The organism is Pseudomonas sp. GW456-L13 (assembly GCF_017350115.1).
In the GTDB taxonomy this organism is placed as follows: domain Bacteria; phylum Pseudomonadota; class Gammaproteobacteria; order Pseudomonadales; family Pseudomonadaceae; genus Aquipseudomonas; species Aquipseudomonas jessenii.
This window is the reverse complement of sequence record NZ_JACNAS010000002.1, coordinates 1,158,822-1,176,887: the sequence shown is the minus strand read 5'-3', so window position 1 is coordinate 1,176,887 and position 18,066 is coordinate 1,158,822. Positions and strand designations below refer to the sequence as shown.

The following is an 18,066-nucleotide window of genomic DNA, read 5'->3' as shown; positions in this document are numbered from 1 at the left end:
CTTTAATCGCTCGAGCTCGCAAAAAGCGCAAGCCGGTCGCCGAGATGAACGTGGTGCCTTACATCGACGTGATGTTGGTACTGCTGGTCATCTTCATGGTGACCGCGCCGATGCTCAATCAGGGCGTGAAAGTTGATCTGCCCAAGGTTTCCAGCGAAGCCTTGCCGCAGGACAACAACACCCAGGTCCTGACCATTTCCATCAAATCCGACAAGACCTACTACTGGAACCTTGGTAGCGAAGTCGACACCGAAAAGCAGCAGGATCGGGCCATGACCCTGCCGCAGATGACTGACGCGGTGACCAAGATCATTCGCGTCGGTAACGAAGGCGGCAAGCGTACCCAGGTCTTCATTCGCGGCGACAAGAGTGTCGATTACGGCTCCGTCATGGGCGCCATGGGCGGGTTGCAGAAAGCCGGGGTCGGTAATGTTGGCTTGATTACCGAGGCGCCCTGATGCAGCAACAGCGAGAGCCGTCCGCCTCGGAAAGCTACTTCTGGCCTAGTGTCTGGGCGATTGGCTTGCACGTGCTGGTGTTCGGCATGCTGTTCGTCAGCTTTGCCTTTACCCCGGAACTGCCGCCGGCCAAGCCGATTGTCCAGGCGACCTTGTACCAGCTGAAATCGAAAAGTCGGGCCACCACCCAGACCAATCAGAAGATTGCCGGTGAGGCGCAGAAATCTGCTGCGCGTCAGACCGAAGTCGAGCAGATGGAACAGAAAAAGGTCGAGCAGGAAGCGGTGAAGGCTGCGGAACAAAAGAAAGAAGAGGCGGCTCAAAAGGCCGAAGAAGCCAAGAAGGCCGACGAGGCGAAGAAAGCGGACGAGGCGAAAAAGGCTGATGAAGCCAAGAAAGCCGACGATGCGAAGAAAACCGCGGAAGCCAAGAAGGCAGAAGAGAAACAATTGGCTGATATAGCCAAGAAGAAAGCCGAAGAAGAAGCCAAGAAAGCTGCGGAAGAAGAGGCCAAGAAAGCGGCCGCTGAAGAAGCCAAGAAAAAGATCGTCGAAGACGCGAAGAAGAAAGCCGCGGAAGACGCCAAGAAGAAAGCTGAAGCTGAAGAGGCGAAGAAGAAAGTCGCCGAGGAAGCGAAGAAGAAAGCTGCTGCCGATGCTGCGAAGAAGAAATCGCAGGACGCGGCGCGTAAATCCGCCGAAGACAAAAAGGCCCAGGCCCTGGCAGATTTGCTTTCAGACACGCCGCAGCGTCAGCAGGCCTTGGCCGATGAGCAGGGCGACGAAGTCGCCGGCAGTTTCGATGACCTGATTCGTGCGCGTGCAGCGGAAGGCTGGGCTCGTCCACCTTCGGCACGCAAAGGCATGACGGTCGTGTTGCAAATCGGCATGTTGCCGGACGGTACGGTGACTTCGGTCAGCGTGTCCAAGTCCAGTGGCGACGGTCCGTTTGACGCATCGGCTGTTGCAGCGGTGAAGAATATTGGACGTTTGACAGAAATGCAGGGAATGAAGCCGAGTGATTTCGCTCCGTATCGTTCATTCAAGATGACATTCACACCTGAGGATCTAGCCTTGTGAGAAACCTTCTTCGAGGAATGCTGGTCGTTATCTGCTGCATGGCAGGGATGGCGATGGCAGATGAGAAAAACATTCTGGTTACCAGCGGCAGCGATCGGGCGACCCCGATCGCAGTCGTGCCGTTCGGCTTCCAGGGCGGTAGCGTGCTGCCGGACGACATGGCGGAAATCATCGGTAACGACCTGCGCAACTCGGGTTACTACTCGCCGCTTCCAAAGCAGAACATGATCAGCCAGCCGAGCCAGGCCAGCGAAATCATCTTCCGTGACTTCAAGGCACTGGGCGCCCAGTACGTCATGGTCGGCAGCATTGTGCCGGCGGGCGGTCGCCTGCAGGTGCAATACGCACTGTTCAACGTGGCCACCGAGCAGCAAGTGCTGACCGGCAGCGTGTCCGGCGGCGTCGATCAGTTGCGCGACATGGCGCACTACATCTCCGACCAGTCGTTCGAAAAACTAACGGGTATCAAGGGTGCCTTCTCGACTCGCCTGCTGTACGTAACGGCCGAGCGTTTCTCCGAGAACAACACTCGATACACCCTGCAACGTTCGGACTACGACGGTGCTCGCGCCGTGACCCTGCTGCAGTCGCGCGAGCCGATCCTGTCGCCGCGTTTCGCACCGGATGGCAAGCGCATCGCTTATGTCTCCTTCGAGCAGAAGCGTCCACGCATCTTCATGCAGAACATCGACACCGGTCGCCGTGAACAGATCACCAACTTCGAAGGCCTGAACGGTGCGCCAGCCTGGTCGCCGGATGGCAATCGCCTGGCGTTCGTACTGTCGAAAGACGGTAACCCGGACATCTATGTGATGAACCTGGGTTCGCGTCAGATCAGCCGTGTCACCAACGGTCCTGGCATCAACACCGAACCGTTCTGGGGCAAGGATGGCTCGACCATCTACTTCACGTCCGACCGTGGCGGCAAACCGCAGATCTACAAGACCAGTGCCGGTGGTGGCGGTGCCGAACGCGTGACTTTCGTCGGTAACTACAACGCCAACCCTAAACTGTCGGCTGATGAAAAGACGCTTGTCATGATTCACCGTCAGGATGGCTTCACCAATTTCAAGGTGGCGGCCCAGGATTTGCAGCGCGGTAGTGTAAAAATCCTCACTGATAGCACTCTGGACGAGTCGCCCACTGTTGCGCCCAACGGCACCATGGTAATCTACGCCACCCGCCAGCAGGGCCGGGGAGTCTTGATGCTCGTGTCCATCAATGGACGCGTAAGGCTCCCGCTTCCTACCGCACAAGGCGAAGTCAGAGAACCTTCCTGGTCCCCTTACCTGAACTGACGCGGCGCTATACGTTGTACTTAACACACTGGGGTTCATTAGGAGTTTCACGATGGAAATGCTGAAGTTTGGTAAATTTGCTGCGCTGGCACTGGCCATGGCTGTAGCTGTAGGTTGCTCGTCCAAAGGCGGCGACAATGCCGGTGAAGGCGCGGTAGATCCAAACGCTGGTTACGGCGCAAACACTGGTGCAGTTGACGGCTCCCTGAGCGAAGAAGCTGCTCTGCGCGCTATCACCACTTTCTACTTCGAATACGACAGCTCGGACCTGAAGCCAGAAGCCATGCGCGCTCTGGACGTTCACGCCAAAGACCTGAAAGCAAACGGCGCTCGCGTTGTTCTGGAAGGCAACACCGACGAACGTGGTACTCGTGAGTACAACATGGCACTGGGCGAGCGTCGTGCGAAAGCCGTTCAGCGCTACCTGGTACTGCAAGGTGTTTCCCCAGCTCAGCTGGAACTGGTTTCCTACGGCGAAGAGCGTCCAGTTGCTACCGGCAACGACGAGCAGTCCTGGGCTCAAAACCGTCGCGTCGAACTGCGTAAGTAATTCGTCATGCGAACGTGCCGTCGTGCTGTAACTGTTCTGGCTCTCAGCCTCGCGCCGCTTGCGGTGTGGGCTGCGGTTCCTGTGGTCGATAACGACTCCGGCTATAACAATAGCGGGAGCAGTTATCCGCCTGCAGGTTACGGTACGAACGGCGCCTATGCCGGGGGAGGGGTTTCGGCCCCTGTCTCGGCACAGGGCGAGCTGTTCAACCAACTGCAATCAATGCAGCAACAGATCGAGCGCCAGCAAGGTGCGATTGAAGTTCTGCAAAATGATGTGGCGCGCATGAAGCAGGAAAACCTGGAGCGATATCAGGATCTTGATCGGCGCATAGGAACCGGCGTTGCACCAGCCGCGACTCCTGAAAATTCTTCCACCGGTGGCGATTTGAACGCCCCCGGTGCAGCAGCAGGTGCAGGGGCAGCTGCCGCCCAGGCACCGGCCGCAGGTAGCGAACCGGCGGATCCGGCGAAGGAAAAGCTCTACTACGATGCTGCCTTCGACCTGATCAAAGCCAAGGATTTCGACAAGGCCAGTCAGGCTTTTGCCGCATTCCTGCGCAAATACCCGAACAGCCAGTACGCGGGCAACGCCCAATACTGGTTGGGCGAAGTGAACCTGGCCAAAGGCGATCTGCAAGGCGCAGGTCAGGCATTTGCCAAGGTTTCGCAGTTGTATCCCAAGCACGCCAAAGTGCCGGACTCGCTGTACAAGCTCGCTGATGTAGAGCGCCGCTTGGGGCATACCGACCGAGTCAAAGGCATTCTGCAGCAGGTGGTTTCCCAATATCCGGGCACTTCCGCCGCTCAGTTGGCCCAGCGCGATCTGCAAAAAATGTAAGCCTGCTTGACCCGTTTCAAAGAAACCCGCGCTTGTCGCGGGTTTTTTCGTTAGAATTCACGCCCTTTTTATGAAACACGCTTTTGGGGGCCTGCGCTTTGCCGGGGTTCCTTCAAGTGCCTGACGGAGGCGGACAGCCTGTTTAGCTGTTACGCCCGTGGCGACTATGCAAGACACATTGAGAATCACCGAAGTTTTCTACTCGTTGCAGGGTGAAACGCGGACTGCCGGCCTGCCCACTGTTTTTGTGCGCCTGACCGGTTGCCCTCTGCGTTGCCAATACTGCGACAGCGCCTACGCGTTCACCGGCGGGACCATTCGCACGCTCGACGACATCCTCGAGCAGGTCGCAGGGTTTCGCCCGCGTTACGTCTGCGTCACGGGCGGCGAGCCCTTGGCACAGCCCAACGCCATTCCCTTGCTCAAGCGCTTGTGTGACGCCGCTTACGAAGTGTCACTGGAAACCAGTGGCTCCATCGATATCTCGGCAGTAGATTCCCGGGTCAGTCGCGTTGTCGACCTGAAAACCCCGGGTTCGAAGGAAGCACACCGCAACCGCTACGAAAACATCGAGCTGCTCACGCCCAACGATCAGGTGAAGTTTGTCATCTGCTCGCGAGAGGACTATGACTGGTCCGTTTCCAAGCTGATCCAGTACGGTCTGGACCAGCGTGCCGGTGAGGTTCTGTTCTCGCCAAGTCACCATGATCTCAATGCCCGGGATCTGGCGGACTGGGTGGTGGCGGACAACCTGCCAGTGCGTTTGCAATTGCAGCTGCATAAATATCTATGGAATGACGAGCCGGGGCGCTGAAATGACTGAACAACTCAATACTGCTGAAAAACGTGCGGTCATCCTGCTGTCCGGTGGCCTGGACTCGGCGACCGTCGTGGCCATGGCGCGCGCCGAAGGCTACAGCTGCTACACCATGAGCTTCGACTACGGCCAGCGCTCTCACGCTGAACTGTACGCCGCCGAGCGTGTGGCGCGGGACCTGGGTGTGGTCGAGCACAAGGTGATCGGCCTGAACCTGAACGGCATGGGCGGCTCGGCCCTGACCGACAGCAGCATCGATATTCCAGAGGAGCTCGGTGAAGGCATTCCCTTGACTTACGTGCCTGCGCGTAACACGGTGTTCCTGTCCCTGGCCCTGGGCTGGGCAGAAGTACTCGGCGCACGGGACATCTTCATCGGCGTCAACGCCGTGGATTACTCCGGTTACCCGGACTGCCGTCCCGAGTTCATCGAGTCGTTCGAGCGCATGGCCAACCTGGCAACCAAAGCCGGCGTTGAAGGCAATGGCTTCCGCATTCAGGCACCGCTGCAAAACCTCAGCAAGGCGCAGATCGTCCAGGCGGGCGTGAAGCTTGGCGTGAACTACGGGCTGACCGTTTCCTGCTATCAGGCCGACGATGAAGGCCGTGCGTGCGGCAAGTGCGACAGCTGCCGACTGCGTGCGGAAGGCTTTGCAGCGGCCGGAATCAGCGATCCAACCCCTTATTTTTGATTTATTTCAAAATAGGTGTTGAATAGTCCTTAAAAATCAGTATTATACGCGCCACCACACAGCGGGTCGTTAGCTCAGTTGGTAGAGCAGTTGGCTTTTAACCAATTGGTCGTAGGTTCGAATCCCACACGACCCACCATTTTTGGCGGTTTAGAAAATCCGGAAGGCCCACGCAAGTGAGGATTTCCGGGTTTTTTTTTGCCCGCGATTCAGGTCCGCCTCGTTGCGGGCTGCTGCCCATGACGCAGATCAGAATCACCTTTTGCATCCATCGGATATTCTGTAGCCTTGCGCAGCTTCAACGCTGTCCGTGCCTGATGAATACTCACTTTCCCGGCGGTACCCCGTAGGGTCCGGAGCCGGGTGTATACTCGACTTTCGCGCGAATGCGCCTGCAGGTCTTGCGAACATGACGCAAATTTCCGAACGCCTTCTGGTTCAAGCCCACCTCGACGCCAAACAGCCCAAGCCGCTGACTGCCGATGAAGAGGCTTATTACCGTGCTGCCATCGCTGCCGAGCTCAAGGCTCAGGACGCGGTGCTGGTGGCCCACTTCTATTGTGACCCTGTCATTCAGGCGCTGGCCGAAGAGACGGGCGGTTGTGTTTCCGACTCGCTGGAAATGGCCCGTTTCGGCAACGCCCATCCGGCCAAGACCGTGGTCGTCGCCGGCGTGAAGTTCATGGGTGAGACTGCCAAGATCCTCAACCCGGAAAAACGCGTGCTGATGCCTACGCTCGAAGCAACCTGTTCGCTCGACCTGGGTTGCCCTGTGGACGAGTTTTCCGCGTTCTGCGATCAGCACCCGGAGCGCACGGTGGTGGTGTACGCCAACACTTCGGCTGCGGTAAAGGCCCGAGCGGATTGGGTGGTGACTTCAAGCTGTGCGCTGGAGATCGTCGAAAGCCTGATGGACAACGGCGAGACCATCATCTGGGGCCCGGACAAGCACCTGGGGACCTACATCCAGCGCCAGACCGGTGCCGACATGCTGCTGTGGGACGGTGCCTGCATCGTTCACGAAGAGTTCAAGTCCAAGCAGCTTGAAGACATGAAGGCGCTGTACCCGGATGCGGCGATTCTGGTGCACCCGGAGTCGCCGACCTCGGTGATCGAACTGGCGGACGCCGTGGGCTCCACCAGTCAGTTGATCGCGGCGGCACAGAGCCTGCCGAACAAGACGCTGATCGTTGCGACCGACCGCGGCATTTTCTACAAGATGCAGCAGTTGTGCCCGGACAAGGTCTTTATCGAAGCCCCAACGGCGGGTAACGGCGCGGCGTGCCGCAGTTGTGCACATTGCCCGTGGATGGCCATGAACACCCTTGAGCGCACGCTCAAGGCGTTGAAGGAAGGGGCGAACGAGATCTTTGTCGATCCGGCACTGATCCCACAGGCGATCCGGCCGCTCAAGCGCATGCTCGATTTCACCCAGGCGGCGCGGATGAAGCTGGCCGGTAACGCCTGAGATCTTTCAACCAGGCCCAAAAAAACTGTGGGAGCGAGCTTGCTCGCGATAGCGGTGTATCAGTCACCATTGAAGTTGACTGACACCACGCCATCGCGAGCAAGCTCGCTCCCACAGTGGTTTCTGCGTCGGGAAATTATTTGGTCTTCTTCGGAATCCGCACCAGTTCGGTATTGGAGTAGATGTCATGCCAGCTGCGTTTCTGTTTGTCGAACAGCGACCAGAAGAATCCCAGGCCAACACACAGCAACGAAGCAATCGACACCACAAAGCGCAGCAGCGCCTGCCACAGGCTGATGGACGAGCCATCGGCATTCTGTACGCGGATGCACCAGACCTGCATGCCCAGGGTCTGACCGGACCAGGTCCAGAATTTGGCGAAGAAGCCGAACAGTACGAACAGCAGGACCGTGGAGAGCAGGGGATCGCCGTCCAGCGCCCCGGCTTCGGTAAGGGTGCGCATCCTTTCTTCGCCGATGATCGCCATCTGGATCATCTTGTAGATGCCGCTGGTGACGATCAGCAGGGCGGTGCACAGCAGGAAATCATAGAACATGGCTGCCAGGCGACGACCCAGGCCAGCGGCAGGAAAGTCGCCCTGGGGGGTAAGCAGGTGTTTCGACATGGCAGGCTCTCGGCGAAAAAGAAGCCATTTTACGGATTTACGCGCACAAAAAAGCCCCTGATGTCAGCATCAGGGGCTTTTTCGTTACAGAAGATTAGGCTTCTGCTTGTACTTCGTCAGCCTGCATGCCTTTCTGGCCCTGCACGGCGATGAAAGTCACTTTCTGGCCTTCTTTCAGGCTCTTGAAGCCGTTGCCCTGGATGGCGCGGAAATGCACGAACAGATCCGGACCGCTTTCAGGAGTGATAAAACCAAAACCTTTCTCGTCGTTAAACCACTTGACGGTACCGCTCTGACGTTGGGACATTTCTTATTTCCTTTGACGCAAAAATTAATGACAGTCTCCTTCTCATGAAAGAGTACTGGGGCTGGTTGCAGGAGAGTAAGAAGACGTCGAACGGGATGTAGCTAACTTGTAGGCTACTGCCCAGGTCACGATTCCAAGCGACCCATGCAAACACAGTGAACAAACTCTACGCCAACTACGGGAGAAAAAACAAGCCCCGTGTAGGCCCCGTATTTCCTCAGGTTGATGGCAAAGTAAGTCCACTAGTGGGGCCTTATTCACTAACCTTGTTCAATTGTTTTCGATCGTTATAAGCAAAGTTCATAATCGAAGCTTATAGCCAAACAATGCACTATTTTATGGCGGTTGCGTTACACATTAGTGCACCGTTAACGCAACCGCGTTACTTATAGGAACATTCAATCAGCCGCGATAGTAGCGTTGTGGAACAAATGGCATTTTGCTTACAAGCAAAGGCACCTTTTTCCCACGAACGATCGCCCAGACCGGTGTGTCCAGTGCGATGTAAGCGCTGTCGACGTAACCCATGGCTAGCGGGCCGCCCAGGGTTGGCCCGAAACCACCGCTGCAGACGCTGCCGATGATGTCACCGGCTTCGTTGACGATCTCGGCGCCTTCGCGCACGGGTGTACGTTCCTGTGGTAGCAGACCTACACGTTTGCGGCTCACGCCTGCCTGTTGCTGGGCGAATACGGTTTCGGCGCCTGGGAAGCCGCCGGCCCGTGCGCCATCAGCGCGACGTGGCTTGGAGATCGCCCACAGCAGGCTCGCTTCGATCGGGGTGGTGTCGGTGTTCATGTCGTGGCCGTACAGGCACAAACCCGCTTCCAGGCGCAGGGAGTCGCGGGCGCCCAGGCCGATGGCGGCCACTTCGGCTTCAGCGAGCAGGGCGCGAGCCAGGGCTTCGGCGTTGGTGGCGGGTACGGAAATTTCGAAACCGTCTTCACCGGTGTAACCCGAACGGCTGACAAAGCAGTCCACGCCCAGCAGCTTCACGCGGGCGAACTGCATGAAAGTCATCTTCGCCACTTCAGGGGCCAGACGTGCAAGCACGGTCACTGCAGCCGGGCCTTGCAGGGCGAGCAGGGCGCGCTCTTCGAACAGCGGTTCGATCGTGCACTGGTCGCCAATGTGCTTGCGCAGATGTGCCAGGTCCTGGTCCTTGCAGGCGGCGTTGACCACCAGGAACAGTTCGTCATTACCCAGGTTGGCGACCATCAGGTCATCGAGGATGCCGCCCGTCGCATTGGTGAACATCGCGTAGCGTTGCATGCCCACTGGCAGGTCGATGATGTCCACTGGCACCAGGGTTTCCAGGGCCTTGGCGGCATTGGCGCCGGTCAGGCGAATCTGGCCCATGTGCGAGACATCGAACAACCCCGCCTGGTCGCGGGTGTGCTGGTGTTCTTTCATCACGCCCAGCGGGTACTGCACGGGCATGTCGTAGCCGGCGAAGGGCACCATGCGGGCGCCGAGTTCGATGTGCAGTGCGTGCAACGGAGTTTTCAACAGTTGTTCGGTGGACATATTCAGCTCCTGAAAAAGGGTGCAGATGAGCGCGCATCAGCACTCGATAATGTTGACCGCCAAACCGCCACGGGCGGTTTCCTTGTATTTGCTTTTCATGTCGGCGCCGGTCTGGCGCATGGTGCGGATGACCTTGTCGAGGGAGACGAAGTGTTGTCCATCGCCGCGCAACGCCATGCGTACCGCGTTGATGGCCTTGACCGAGCCCATGGCGTTGCGCTCGATGCAAGGCACTTGCACCAGCCCGCCAATCGGGTCGCAGGTCAATCCGAGGTTGTGTTCCATGCCGATTTCCGCGGCGTTTTCCACTTGCTGCACGCTGCCGCCAAGTACTTCGCACAAGGCACCGGCGGCCATCGAGCAGGCGACGCCGACTTCACCCTGACAGCCGACTTCGGCGCCGGAGATCGAGGCGTTTTCCTTGTACAGAATGCCGATGGCCGCGGCGGTCAGCAGGAATCGCACCACGCCGTCGTCATTGGAGCCCGGGATAAAGCGCATGTAGTAGTGCAATACCGCTGGAATGATCCCCGCTGCACCATTGGTGGGTGCCGTTACGACGCGCCCACCGTTGGCGTTCTCCTCGTTGACGGCCAGGGCGTAGAGGTTGACCCAGTCCAGCACCGACAGGGGATCGCGCAACGACGATTCCGGGTTCTTGCACAATTGCCGATGCAGTGCGGCGGCCCGGCGCTTGACCTTCAACCCGCCAGGCAGGATGCCTTCGTTGCGGCATCCGGCGGCGACGCAGTCCTGCATCACTTGCCAGATTTTCAGCAGGCCGGCGCGGGTTTCCGCTTCCGGACGCCAGGCGCTTTCGTTGGTCAACATCACCTGGCTGATGGACAGCCCGTATTTGACGCAATGACCGAGAAGATCCTTGGCGCTTTTGAACGGAAAGGTCAGGGGTGTGGCGTCTTCGACGATGCGGTCGGCGCCGGCGGCGTCTTCATCGACCACAAAACCGCCGCCGACCGAGTAGTACTCGCGGCTGCGGATCTGCAGGCCCGCGGCGTCGAAGGCGCGGAAAATCATGCCGTTGGGGTGATAGGCCAACGGTTTGCGAATCATCGCCAGGTGTTCTTTCTCGTTGAACGCAATGCAGTGTTCGCCGAGCAGGTTCAAGCGGCCGTTGCCGCGAATCTCTTGCAGGCGCGCGGCGACGGTCTCTGTATCCACGGTGTCCGGGTGTTCGCCTTCCAGGCCGAGCAGCACAGCCTTGTCACTGCCGTGGCCTTTGCCGGTGGCACCAAGCGAACCATACAGCTCGACTTTGACGCAGGCGGTGGCTTCAAGCAGGTTTTCGCGGCGCAAACCTTCGGCGAAGCGCGCAGCGGCACGCATCGGGCCGACGGTGTGGGAACTGGAGGGGCCGATGCCAATCTTGAACAGGTCGAACACGCTTAACGACATGGTGGTTCTCCGGTTTCTTGTTATAGGAATTCACGGAACATAAGACTTGGCACAGATCCCTGTGGGAGCGAGCTTGCTCGCGATAGCGGTCGTTCAGTCGACATCGATGGTGGCTGTCAGTCCGTCATCGCGAGCAAGCTCGCTCCCACAGGGTTGTGGGGTGTTCTGGAAATTGGGGGCGGATCAATCCGCCCCCTCATTCGTTTAAGCGTAGCTTTCGATCGACGGGCAGGCGCAGACCAGGTTGCGGTCGCCGAACACGTTGTCGACGCGACCGACCGGTGGCCAGTACTTGCCTTCGATCAGCGACGCAACCGGGTAAACCGCCTGCTCACGGCTGTACGGGTGCGACCATTCGCCCACCAGTTCCTTGGCGGTGTGCGGCGCGTTTTTCAGCGGGTTGTCGTCCTTGTCCAGCGTGCCATTTTCCACTGCGCGGATTTCTTCGCGGATGCGGATCATGGCGTCGCAGAAGCGGTCCAGTTCTTCCTTGGATTCGCTTTCGGTCGGCTCGATCATCAGCGTGCCTGCCACCGGGAACGACATGGTCGGCGCGTGGAAGCCAAAGTCGATCAGACGCTTGGCGACGTCATCGACACTGATGCCGCTGCTGTCTTTCAGTGGACGCAGGTCGAGGATGCACTCGTGCGCCACCAGGCCGTTGCTGCCGGTGTACAGCACTGGATAGTGCTCTTCCAGGCGACGGGAGATGTAGTTGGCATTGAGGATCGCCAGCTGCGAAGCACGCTTGAGGCCCGCGCCACCCATCATACGAATGTACATCCAGGTGATCGGCAGGATGCTCGCGCTGCCGAACGGTGCCGCGCAAACGGCGCCTTCCTTGCGCTCCATCTGTGCGTGGCCCGGCAGGAATGGCGCCAGGTGCGATTTCACGCCGATCGGGCCGACGCCCGGGCCGCCACCACCGTGGGGAATGCAGAAGGTCTTGTGCAGGTTCAGGTGCGAAACGTCGCCGCCGAACTTGCCCGGGGCACAGAGGCCGACCATGGCGTTCATGTTGGCGCCGTCGATGTACACCTGGCCGCCGTTGTCATGAATGATGCCGCAGATTTCGCGGATCCCTTCTTCGAACACGCCGTGGGTCGACGGGTAGGTGATCATCAGCGCGGCGAGGTGTTCGCGGTGCTCGATGGCCTTGGCGCGCAGGTCTTCGATGTCGACGTTGCCTCGGGCGTCGCACGCGGTGACGACCACGCGCATGCCGGCCATTTGTGCGGTGGCCGGGTTGGTGCCGTGGGCCGACGACGGGATCAGGCAGATGTCGCGACGGTCTTCGCCACGGCTCTGGTGGTAGGCACGGATCGCCAGCAGACCTGCGTATTCACCCTGGGAGCCGGCGTTCGGTTGCAGGGACACCGAGTCATAACCGGTGGCAGCGCAGAGCATCGCTTCCAGCTCGTCGGTCAGTTGCTGGTAGCCAGCGCTTTGCTCGGCCGGGGCGAACGGGTGCAGGGCACCGAACTCGGCCCAGGTCACCGGGATCATTTCGCTGGCGGCGTTGAGTTTCATGGTGCACGAACCCAGTGGGATCATGGTGCGGTCCAGCGCCAGGTCCTTGTCCGCCAGTTTGCGCAGGTAGCGCATCAGCTCGGTTTCCGAGTGATAGCGGTTGAACACCGGGTGGCTGAGGATCGGCGACTGACGCACCAGCGTGGCCGGGATGGCGCTCTGCACCGAGGCGGCGAGGGCGGCGAAGTCCGGCAGGGCCTTGCCGTCGGACAGCAGGCTCCACAGGGTTTCAACGTCGGCCTGAGTGGTGGTTTCGTCCAGGGACAGGCCCAGGCGCTCACCATCGACCACGCGCAGATTGATGCGCTGGGCGTGTGCCTTGTCGTGCAGGGCGGCGGTTTGCGCGCCGGCCTTCACCGTCAGGGTGTCGAAGAAGCTCGCCTGCTCGACGCTCAGGCCCAGTGCGCTCAAGCCTTTGGCCAGGATCGCGGTCAGGTGATGCACGCGATTGGCGATTTGCGTCAGGCCTTTTGGACCGTGGTACACGGCGTACATGCTGGCGATGTTTGCCAGCAGTACTTGCGCGGTGCAGATGTTGCTGGTGGCTTTCTCGCGACGGATGTGTTGCTCGCGGGTCTGCATGGCCAGGCGCAGGGCCGGGTTGCCGAAACGGTCTACCGAAACACCGACCAGGCGGCCCGGCATGTCACGTTTGAATGCGTCCTTGGTGGAGAAGTACGCCGCGTGCGGGCCACCGAAGCCCAGCGGCACGCCGAAGCGTTGTGCGCTGCCGATGGCCACGTCGGCGCCGAATTCGCCCGGCGCGGTCAGCACGGTCAGGGCCAGTAGGTCCGCAGCCACGGCGACAAGGGCGTTGGCAGCGTGGAAGCGTTCGGTCAGCTCGCGGTAATCGAAAACGTCACCGTTGCTCGCCGGGTATTGCAGCAGGGCACCGAAGAACGGCGTTACGTCAGTCAGTTCGCGCTCGTCGCCAACCACCACGTCGATGCCCAAAGGCTCGGCACGGGTGCGCAGTACGTCGAGGGTTTGCGGGTGGCAATGCACGGAAGCGAAGAAGGCGTGGCTGCCTTTGTTCTTGCTCAGGCGTTTGCAGAAGGTCATGGCTTCGGCAGCGGCGGTGGCTTCGTCGAGCAGCGAGGCGTTGGCGATCGGCAGGCCGGTGAGGTCGCTGATCAGGGTCTGGAAGTTCAGCAGCGCTTCGAGACGACCCTGGGAAATTTCTGGCTGGTACGGGGTGTAGGCGGTGTACCAGGCCGGGTTTTCCAGCAGGTTGCGCAGGATCGGCGACGGCGTGTGGGTGCCGTAGTAACCCTGGCCGATGAAGGTCTTGAACAGCTGGTTTTTAGTCGCGATGGACTTGATCAAGGCCAGGGCATCGGCTTCGCTCAAGCCGTCCTCCAGGCCGAGGACACTGGTGCCCTTGATGCTGTCGGGAATCACGCTGGCGCTCAGGGCTTCCAGGGAGTCGAAACCGAGGCTGTTGAGCATGGCTTGCTCGTCACCGGCGCGTGGGCCGATGTGACGGGCGATGAATTCGTTGGCGGTAGTCAAATTGATCTGGGTCATGTCAGTGCTCCTCAGGCTTCGGCTTGGGCTTTGATCAGGCGGTCGTAGGCGTCCTGATCCAGCAGTTGGCCGACAGCGGCGGCGTCGCTTGGTTTGAAACGGAAGAACCAGCCTTCGCCCAGCGGATCTTCGTTGACCAGTTCAGGGCTGCTGTCGAGCGCCGGGTTCACTTCCAGCACTTCGCCGTCCAGCGGCATGTACACGCCGCTTGCAGCCTTTACCGATTCCACGGTGGCGGCTTCGGCGCCTTTGTCGTAGGACTGCAGCTCAGGCAGTTGAACGAAAACCACGTCGCCCAGGGCGTTCTGTGCGAAAGCGGTGATGCCGACCGTGACGCTGCCGTCAGCTTCGGTGCGCAGCCATTCGTGATCTTCAGTAAAACGCAACTCGCTCATGGAAACTCCTAAGGGGCCAGACTCGTCTGGTGGACGCGATTGAAGGCTTGGGCAATGCCCAGGTTATGGAGGACTACTTAGCAAGAACGCGGCCAACGTTGTTTTTATTGTTATTGATCAATGATTTAGGTGGTTTCGACAAACGCTGAAATTCACTCGTTGTAGCGAAATCGATACGGTATATGTCAAGGATAAAAGCCGAGGTGGATCAAAGCCTTGCACGGCCGTGATCGGAGAGGGGTGTAGCGATATCGTTCCGCTGTAGCGCTTTCAGTACAGGTGGAGGTCGTTTTTGGCGCGGTTTCGCACCGGACACAAAACCTGTGGGAGCGAGCTTGCTCGCGATGAGGGAGTATCAGCCGACACAAACGTTGAATGTAATACCGCCATCGCGAGCAAGCTCGCTCCCACAGGTTTGTTCGGTGTCAGGCCTCAGGCCTTGCTCGGAATCCCGTACTTGCGCAACCGATGGGCAATTGCCGTGTGGGAGGTTTGCAGCCGGGTCGCGAGTTGCCGGGTCGAGGGGTAGCTGGCGTAGAGTTTTTCCAGCAGGGTTTTCTCGAACTCGTCCATGGCCTGTTCCAGGCTGTCGACGTCATGATCGCCCTGGCGGGCTACCGAGGTGCCGGCGATGTCGAGGTCGCCGATGTCCACCAGACTGCTTTCGCAGATCGCCGCGGCGCGGAAGATCACGTTCTGCAATTGCCGCACGTTGCCTGGCCAGCGGTTGCCCAGCAGCGCCGGGTAAGTGCCCGGCGCCAGGCGACAGACCGGTCGCTGGATCTGCGCACAGGCCTGCTGCATGAAGTAGCGGGCCAGCAGCAGGATGTCCTGGCCGCGCTCGCGCAGGGGCGGCACTTCGACGTTGAGGACGTTGAGGCGATAGAACAGGTCCTCGCGGAACAGGCCTTCGCTGACCATTTTTTCCAGGTCGCGGTGGGTGGCGCTGAGGATCCGTACGTTGACCTTGACCTCACGGTCACCGCCGACCCGGCGAAAACTGCCGTCGTTGAGGAAACGCAGCAATTTGGCTTGCAAGTACGGCGACATCTCGCCGATTTCATCGAGAAACACCGTGCCCTGGTTGGCCAACTCCATCAGTCCCGGCTTACCCCCTCGTTGTGCGCCGGTGAAGGCGCCGGGGGCGTAGCCGAACAGTTCACTTTCGGCGAGGTTCTCCGGCAATGCCGCGCAGTTCAACGCCAGAAACGGTGCGCTGTGCCGGGCGCTGATGGCGTGGCAGGCGCGGGCCACCAGTTCCTTGCCGGTGCCGGTTTCGCCCTGTATCAGCAACGGTGCATCGAGGGCCGCCACCCGCTGGGCACGCGCCTTGAGGGTGCGGATCACCGGGGACTCGCCGAGCAGGGCATCGAAACCTTCGGCGTGGTCATGGTGCAGCGCGGAAAGGCGTTCGCCAATGCGGTTCGGTTGGTACAGGGTCAGCAGGGCGCCGGCGTCGGTGATCGGTGTGGCGTCGAGCAACAGGGTCTGGCCGTTGACGGTGATTTCCCGCAGCGGCAGGCGAAAGCCGTGTTCGAGCAGGGTGTCGAGCAAGGCCGGGTCGGCAAACAGGTCGGCAACGCTTTCACCGTCGGGCTCGCGGCCGTACAGGGCGATCAAGGCCGGGTTGGCCAGCAGCACCTTGCCGTCACTGTCCAGTGCCAGTACCGGGTCGGTCATGGCTGCGAGCAAGGCGTCGAGCTGCAGGTGTCGGCGCTGTCCGGGCAGGATGTCGACCACCGTCACCGCTTGCACGCCACGCACGCTGAACAGGGCATCGCGCAGTTCCTCGAGGACTTGCGGGCTCAGCGTCGGGGCGTCGATATAAACATTGGGCGGGACCATTTCCACCGCATCCAGGTTCAGATTGCGCCCGCCGAGCAGGGCCAGGACTTCCTGGGTGATACCGACGCGGTCGATGAAGCTGACGTGGATACGCATGGGGCGGTCTTGGGTTCTGCAGTGCGAAGGGTGGCAAGTATGCCTTGGGGCGGGCTAATGGTGAAATCCTGCGCGGACTTCAATTGAGCGAACGCCCCCTGTGGGAGCGAGCTTGCTCGCGATGGCAGTGTGTCAGTCAACATCAATGATGGATGACAGGCCGCTATCGCGAGCAAGCTCGCTCCCACAGGGATCGGTGGTGTTCACAGAGTCCGGGGTTATTCCAGGTGCTCGGGTTTGACCGGGTCGCCCGATTTCATGTTCAGTTGTACCCGCACGTCCTCGAACATGGCGTCGTAATGCTTGTGGATCGAACCGATGTTGCTATGGGTTTTCGGGATGCCGTGCTTCTCGGCAATCTTGGTGACGTTGCTGGCGAAGTTGTAGGCCATGTCCTTGGGCAGGAAGAACGTCTCGCTCATGTCCTTGCCCTGGATGCTGCCGTGCATCTTGAACTGCATCCCCTTGCCTTCCTTGGGATCCTGGGCGATTTCATAGTCGATGCAGATGTTGTAGCTGACGTCATCCTTGTTCAGCGCGTGTCGCTCGATGTGCAGGTGACCCGGCTCGAACGTTGCCATTGTTGACTCTCCTTCAAAAGATCTTGAATCAGGGCCGGCCCCAGGCCTGCCCCGCCGTTTCGTTTACTGATAGCTGATGCCCGGTGTCGCCGTACTGATGCGCGTACCGGCCTTGCCCTGGACGATCGCTTCGATGTCCGAGAGCGAGCCGATCACTGCGACTTTCCCAGTATGGCGCGCGAATTCGCAGGCTGCCTGCACCTTCGGTCCCATGGAGCCGGCGGCGAAGCCAAGCTTTTCCATTTCGTCGGGGTGAGCCTGGGCGATGGCTTTCTGTGTGGGTTTGCCAAAGTCGATGAAGGCGGCGTTGACGTCGGTAGCGATCACCAGCAGATCGGCCTCAAGCTGTTCGGCCAGCAGCGCCGAGCACAGGTCCTTGTCGATGACCGCTTCGACGCCCTCGAGTTTGCCGGGCGAGGTATACATGGTCGGAATGCCGCCACCGCCGGCGCAGATCACGATGCTGCTTTTTTCCAGCAGCCATTTGATCGGACGGATTTCGAAGATGCGTTTCGGTTTCGGGCTGGCGACCACTCGACGGTATTTGTCGCCGTCCGGGGCAATGGCCCAGCCTTTCTCGGCGGCGAGTGCTTCGGCCTCTTCCTTGGTATAGACAGGGCCGATGGGTTTGGTCGGGTTCTTGAAGGCCGGGTCATTGGCATCGACTTCGACCTGGGTCAGCAAGGTCGCGAAGGGCACTTCGAAGTCCAGCAGATTGCCCAGTTCCTGTTCGATGATGTAGCCGATCATGCCTTCGGTCTCGGCACCGAGCACGTCCAGCGGATAAGGCGAAACCGAGGTGTAGGCCGCCGCCTGCAATGACAGCAGGCCGACTTGAGGGCCATTGCCGTGGGCAATGACCAGTTGGTTGCCGGGATGGATCTTGGCGATCTGTTCGGTGGCGATCCGGATGTTGGCGCGCTGGTTGTCAGCGGTCATGGGTTCGCCCCGGCGGAGCAGGGCATTACCGCCCAGAGCAACGACGATACGCATGGTGCTAGTCCTTCTAAAAGTGAAGT

The 18,066-nt window shown here is 59.8% G+C and carries 17 protein-coding genes and 1 tRNA gene; 9 read left to right on the top strand and 9 right to left on the bottom strand.

What is annotated here, in order from left to right; genetic code table 11:
- The first annotated feature begins 5 nt into the window (after positions 1-5).
- From tolR to nadA, 9 genes are all read left to right on the top strand, one after another.
- The gene (gene tolR / locus J4D25_RS19420; RefSeq protein WP_162135951.1) at positions 6-458 is read left to right on the top strand and encodes a protein TolR; all 453 of its coding nucleotides are present in this window, start codon (positions 6-8) and stop codon (positions 456-458) included.
- Positions 458-1,537 carry a cell envelope integrity protein TolA gene (gene tolA, locus J4D25_RS19415; RefSeq protein ID WP_056726036.1) on the top strand — a complete coding sequence of 360 codons (1,080 nt, stop codon included), beginning with the start codon at positions 458-460 and terminating at the stop codon, positions 1,535-1,537. The genes tolR and tolA overlap by 1 nt, the downstream gene beginning before the upstream one ends.
- A gap of 17 nt (positions 1,538-1,554) precedes the next feature.
- On the top strand, positions 1,555-2,835 hold the full coding sequence (gene tolB / locus J4D25_RS19410; protein ID WP_167362903.1) for a Tol-Pal system beta propeller repeat protein TolB: 1,281 nt from the start codon (positions 1,555-1,557) through the stop codon (positions 2,833-2,835).
- 52 nt (positions 2,836-2,887) lie between these two features.
- On the top strand, positions 2,888-3,385 hold the full coding sequence (gene pal, locus J4D25_RS19405; protein ID WP_003178634.1) for a peptidoglycan-associated lipoprotein Pal: 498 nt from the start codon (positions 2,888-2,890) through the stop codon (positions 3,383-3,385).
- Positions 3,386-3,391: 6 nt separating this feature from the next.
- Positions 3,392-4,225 (top strand): tol-pal system protein YbgF, encoded by an 834-nt coding sequence (gene ybgF / locus J4D25_RS19400; RefSeq protein WP_057713519.1) that lies wholly within the window; start codon positions 3,392-3,394, stop codon positions 4,223-4,225.
- A 166-nt stretch (positions 4,226-4,391) separates the two neighbouring features.
- Positions 4,392-5,039, top strand: coding sequence for a 7-carboxy-7-deazaguanine synthase QueE (gene queE / locus J4D25_RS19395; protein WP_057713520.1), 648 nt, complete (start codon positions 4,392-4,394; stop codon positions 5,037-5,039).
- A gap of 1 nt (position 5,040) precedes the next feature.
- Entirely contained in the window at positions 5,041-5,733 is a 693-nt protein-coding gene (queC, locus tag J4D25_RS19390) for a 7-cyano-7-deazaguanine synthase QueC (protein ID WP_057713521.1), read from the top strand.
- 63 nt (positions 5,734-5,796) lie between these two features.
- Positions 5,797-5,872: transfer RNA gene (locus tag J4D25_RS19385), tRNA-Lys, on the top strand.
- Positions 5,873-6,142: 270 nt separating this feature from the next.
- Entirely contained in the window at positions 6,143-7,201 is a 1,059-nt protein-coding gene (nadA, locus tag J4D25_RS19380) for a quinolinate synthase NadA (RefSeq protein WP_007995624.1), read from the top strand.
- Positions 7,202-7,337: 136 nt separating this feature from the next.
- Here nadA and J4D25_RS19375 read toward each other — a convergent pair whose 3' ends face one another.
- From J4D25_RS19375 to arcC, 9 genes are all read right to left on the bottom strand, one after another.
- A complete protein-coding gene (locus J4D25_RS19375; RefSeq protein WP_057713522.1) occupies positions 7,338-7,826 on the bottom strand; it encodes an RDD family protein in 489 nt (162 codons plus the stop codon).
- Positions 7,827-7,920: 94 nt separating this feature from the next.
- Complete coding sequence (locus tag J4D25_RS19370) at positions 7,921-8,133, bottom strand: cold-shock protein (RefSeq protein WP_007977299.1); 213 nt, start codon at positions 8,131-8,133, stop codon at positions 7,921-7,923.
- A gap of 402 nt (positions 8,134-8,535) precedes the next feature.
- Entirely contained in the window at positions 8,536-9,660 is a 1,125-nt protein-coding gene (gcvT, locus tag J4D25_RS19365) for a glycine cleavage system aminomethyltransferase GcvT (RefSeq protein WP_057713523.1), read from the bottom strand.
- Positions 9,661-9,696: 36 nt separating this feature from the next.
- Positions 9,697-11,073, bottom strand: a complete 1,377-nt coding sequence (locus J4D25_RS19360; RefSeq protein WP_057713524.1) for an L-serine ammonia-lyase — start codon at positions 11,071-11,073, stop codon at positions 9,697-9,699.
- A 204-nt stretch (positions 11,074-11,277) separates the two neighbouring features.
- Positions 11,278-14,130, bottom strand: a complete 2,853-nt coding sequence (gene gcvP / locus J4D25_RS19355; RefSeq protein WP_057713525.1) for an aminomethyl-transferring glycine dehydrogenase — start codon at positions 14,128-14,130, stop codon at positions 11,278-11,280.
- 11 nt (positions 14,131-14,141) lie between these two features.
- A complete protein-coding gene (gene gcvH / locus J4D25_RS19350; RefSeq protein ID WP_007996035.1) occupies positions 14,142-14,525 on the bottom strand; it encodes a glycine cleavage system protein GcvH in 384 nt (127 codons plus the stop codon).
- A gap of 432 nt (positions 14,526-14,957) precedes the next feature.
- Complete coding sequence (locus tag J4D25_RS19345) at positions 14,958-16,466, bottom strand: sigma-54-dependent transcriptional regulator (protein WP_057713526.1); 1,509 nt, start codon at positions 16,464-16,466, stop codon at positions 14,958-14,960.
- A 218-nt stretch (positions 16,467-16,684) separates the two neighbouring features.
- Positions 16,685-17,047, bottom strand: coding sequence for a DUF5064 family protein (locus tag J4D25_RS19340; protein WP_057713527.1), 363 nt, complete (start codon positions 17,045-17,047; stop codon positions 16,685-16,687).
- 63 nt (positions 17,048-17,110) lie between these two features.
- Entirely contained in the window at positions 17,111-18,040 is a 930-nt protein-coding gene (gene arcC / locus J4D25_RS19335; protein WP_057713528.1) for a carbamate kinase, read from the bottom strand.
- Positions 18,041-18,066 lie beyond the last annotated feature (26 nt).

Excerpts from the sequence above, each read along its gene's own strand:
- J4D25_RS19375 (WP_057713522.1), bottom strand. The coding sequence starts at position 7,826 with ATGTCGAAACACCTGCTTACCCCCCAGGGCGACTTTCCTGCCGCTGGC.
- J4D25_RS19370 (WP_007977299.1), bottom strand. The coding sequence starts at position 8,133 with ATGTCCCAACGTCAGAGCGGTACCGTCAAGTGGTTTAACGACGAGAAA.
- J4D25_RS19345 (WP_057713526.1), bottom strand. The coding sequence starts at position 16,466 with ATGCGTATCCACGTCAGCTTCATCGACCGCGTCGGTATCACCCAGGAA.
- J4D25_RS19340 (WP_057713527.1), bottom strand. The coding sequence starts at position 17,047 with ATGGCAACGTTCGAGCCGGGTCACCTGCACATCGAGCGACACGCGCTG.
- ybgF (WP_057713519.1), top strand. The coding sequence starts at position 3,392 with ATGCGAACGTGCCGTCGTGCTGTAACTGTTCTGGCTCTCAGCCTCGCG.
- arcC (WP_057713528.1), bottom strand. The coding sequence starts at position 18,040 with ATGCGTATCGTCGTTGCTCTGGGCGGTAATGCCCTGCTCCGCCGGGGC.
- gcvT (WP_057713523.1), bottom strand. The coding sequence starts at position 9,660 with ATGTCCACCGAACAACTGTTGAAAACTCCGTTGCACGCACTGCACATC.
- gcvP (WP_057713525.1), bottom strand. The coding sequence starts at position 14,130 with ATGACCCAGATCAATTTGACTACCGCCAACGAATTCATCGCCCGTCAC.
- queC (WP_057713521.1), top strand. The coding sequence starts at position 5,041 with ATGACTGAACAACTCAATACTGCTGAAAAACGTGCGGTCATCCTGCTG.
- J4D25_RS19360 (WP_057713524.1), bottom strand. The coding sequence starts at position 11,073 with ATGTCGTTAAGCGTGTTCGACCTGTTCAAGATTGGCATCGGCCCCTCC.
- nadA (WP_007995624.1), top strand. The coding sequence starts at position 6,143 with ATGACGCAAATTTCCGAACGCCTTCTGGTTCAAGCCCACCTCGACGCC.
- tolB (WP_167362903.1), top strand. The coding sequence starts at position 1,555 with ATGCTGGTCGTTATCTGCTGCATGGCAGGGATGGCGATGGCAGATGAG.
- gcvH (WP_007996035.1), bottom strand. The coding sequence starts at position 14,525 with ATGAGCGAGTTGCGTTTTACTGAAGATCACGAATGGCTGCGCACCGAA.
- pal (WP_003178634.1), top strand. The coding sequence starts at position 2,888 with ATGGAAATGCTGAAGTTTGGTAAATTTGCTGCGCTGGCACTGGCCATG.
- tolA (WP_056726036.1), top strand. The coding sequence starts at position 458 with ATGCAGCAACAGCGAGAGCCGTCCGCCTCGGAAAGCTACTTCTGGCCT.
- queE (WP_057713520.1), top strand. The coding sequence starts at position 4,392 with ATGCAAGACACATTGAGAATCACCGAAGTTTTCTACTCGTTGCAGGGT.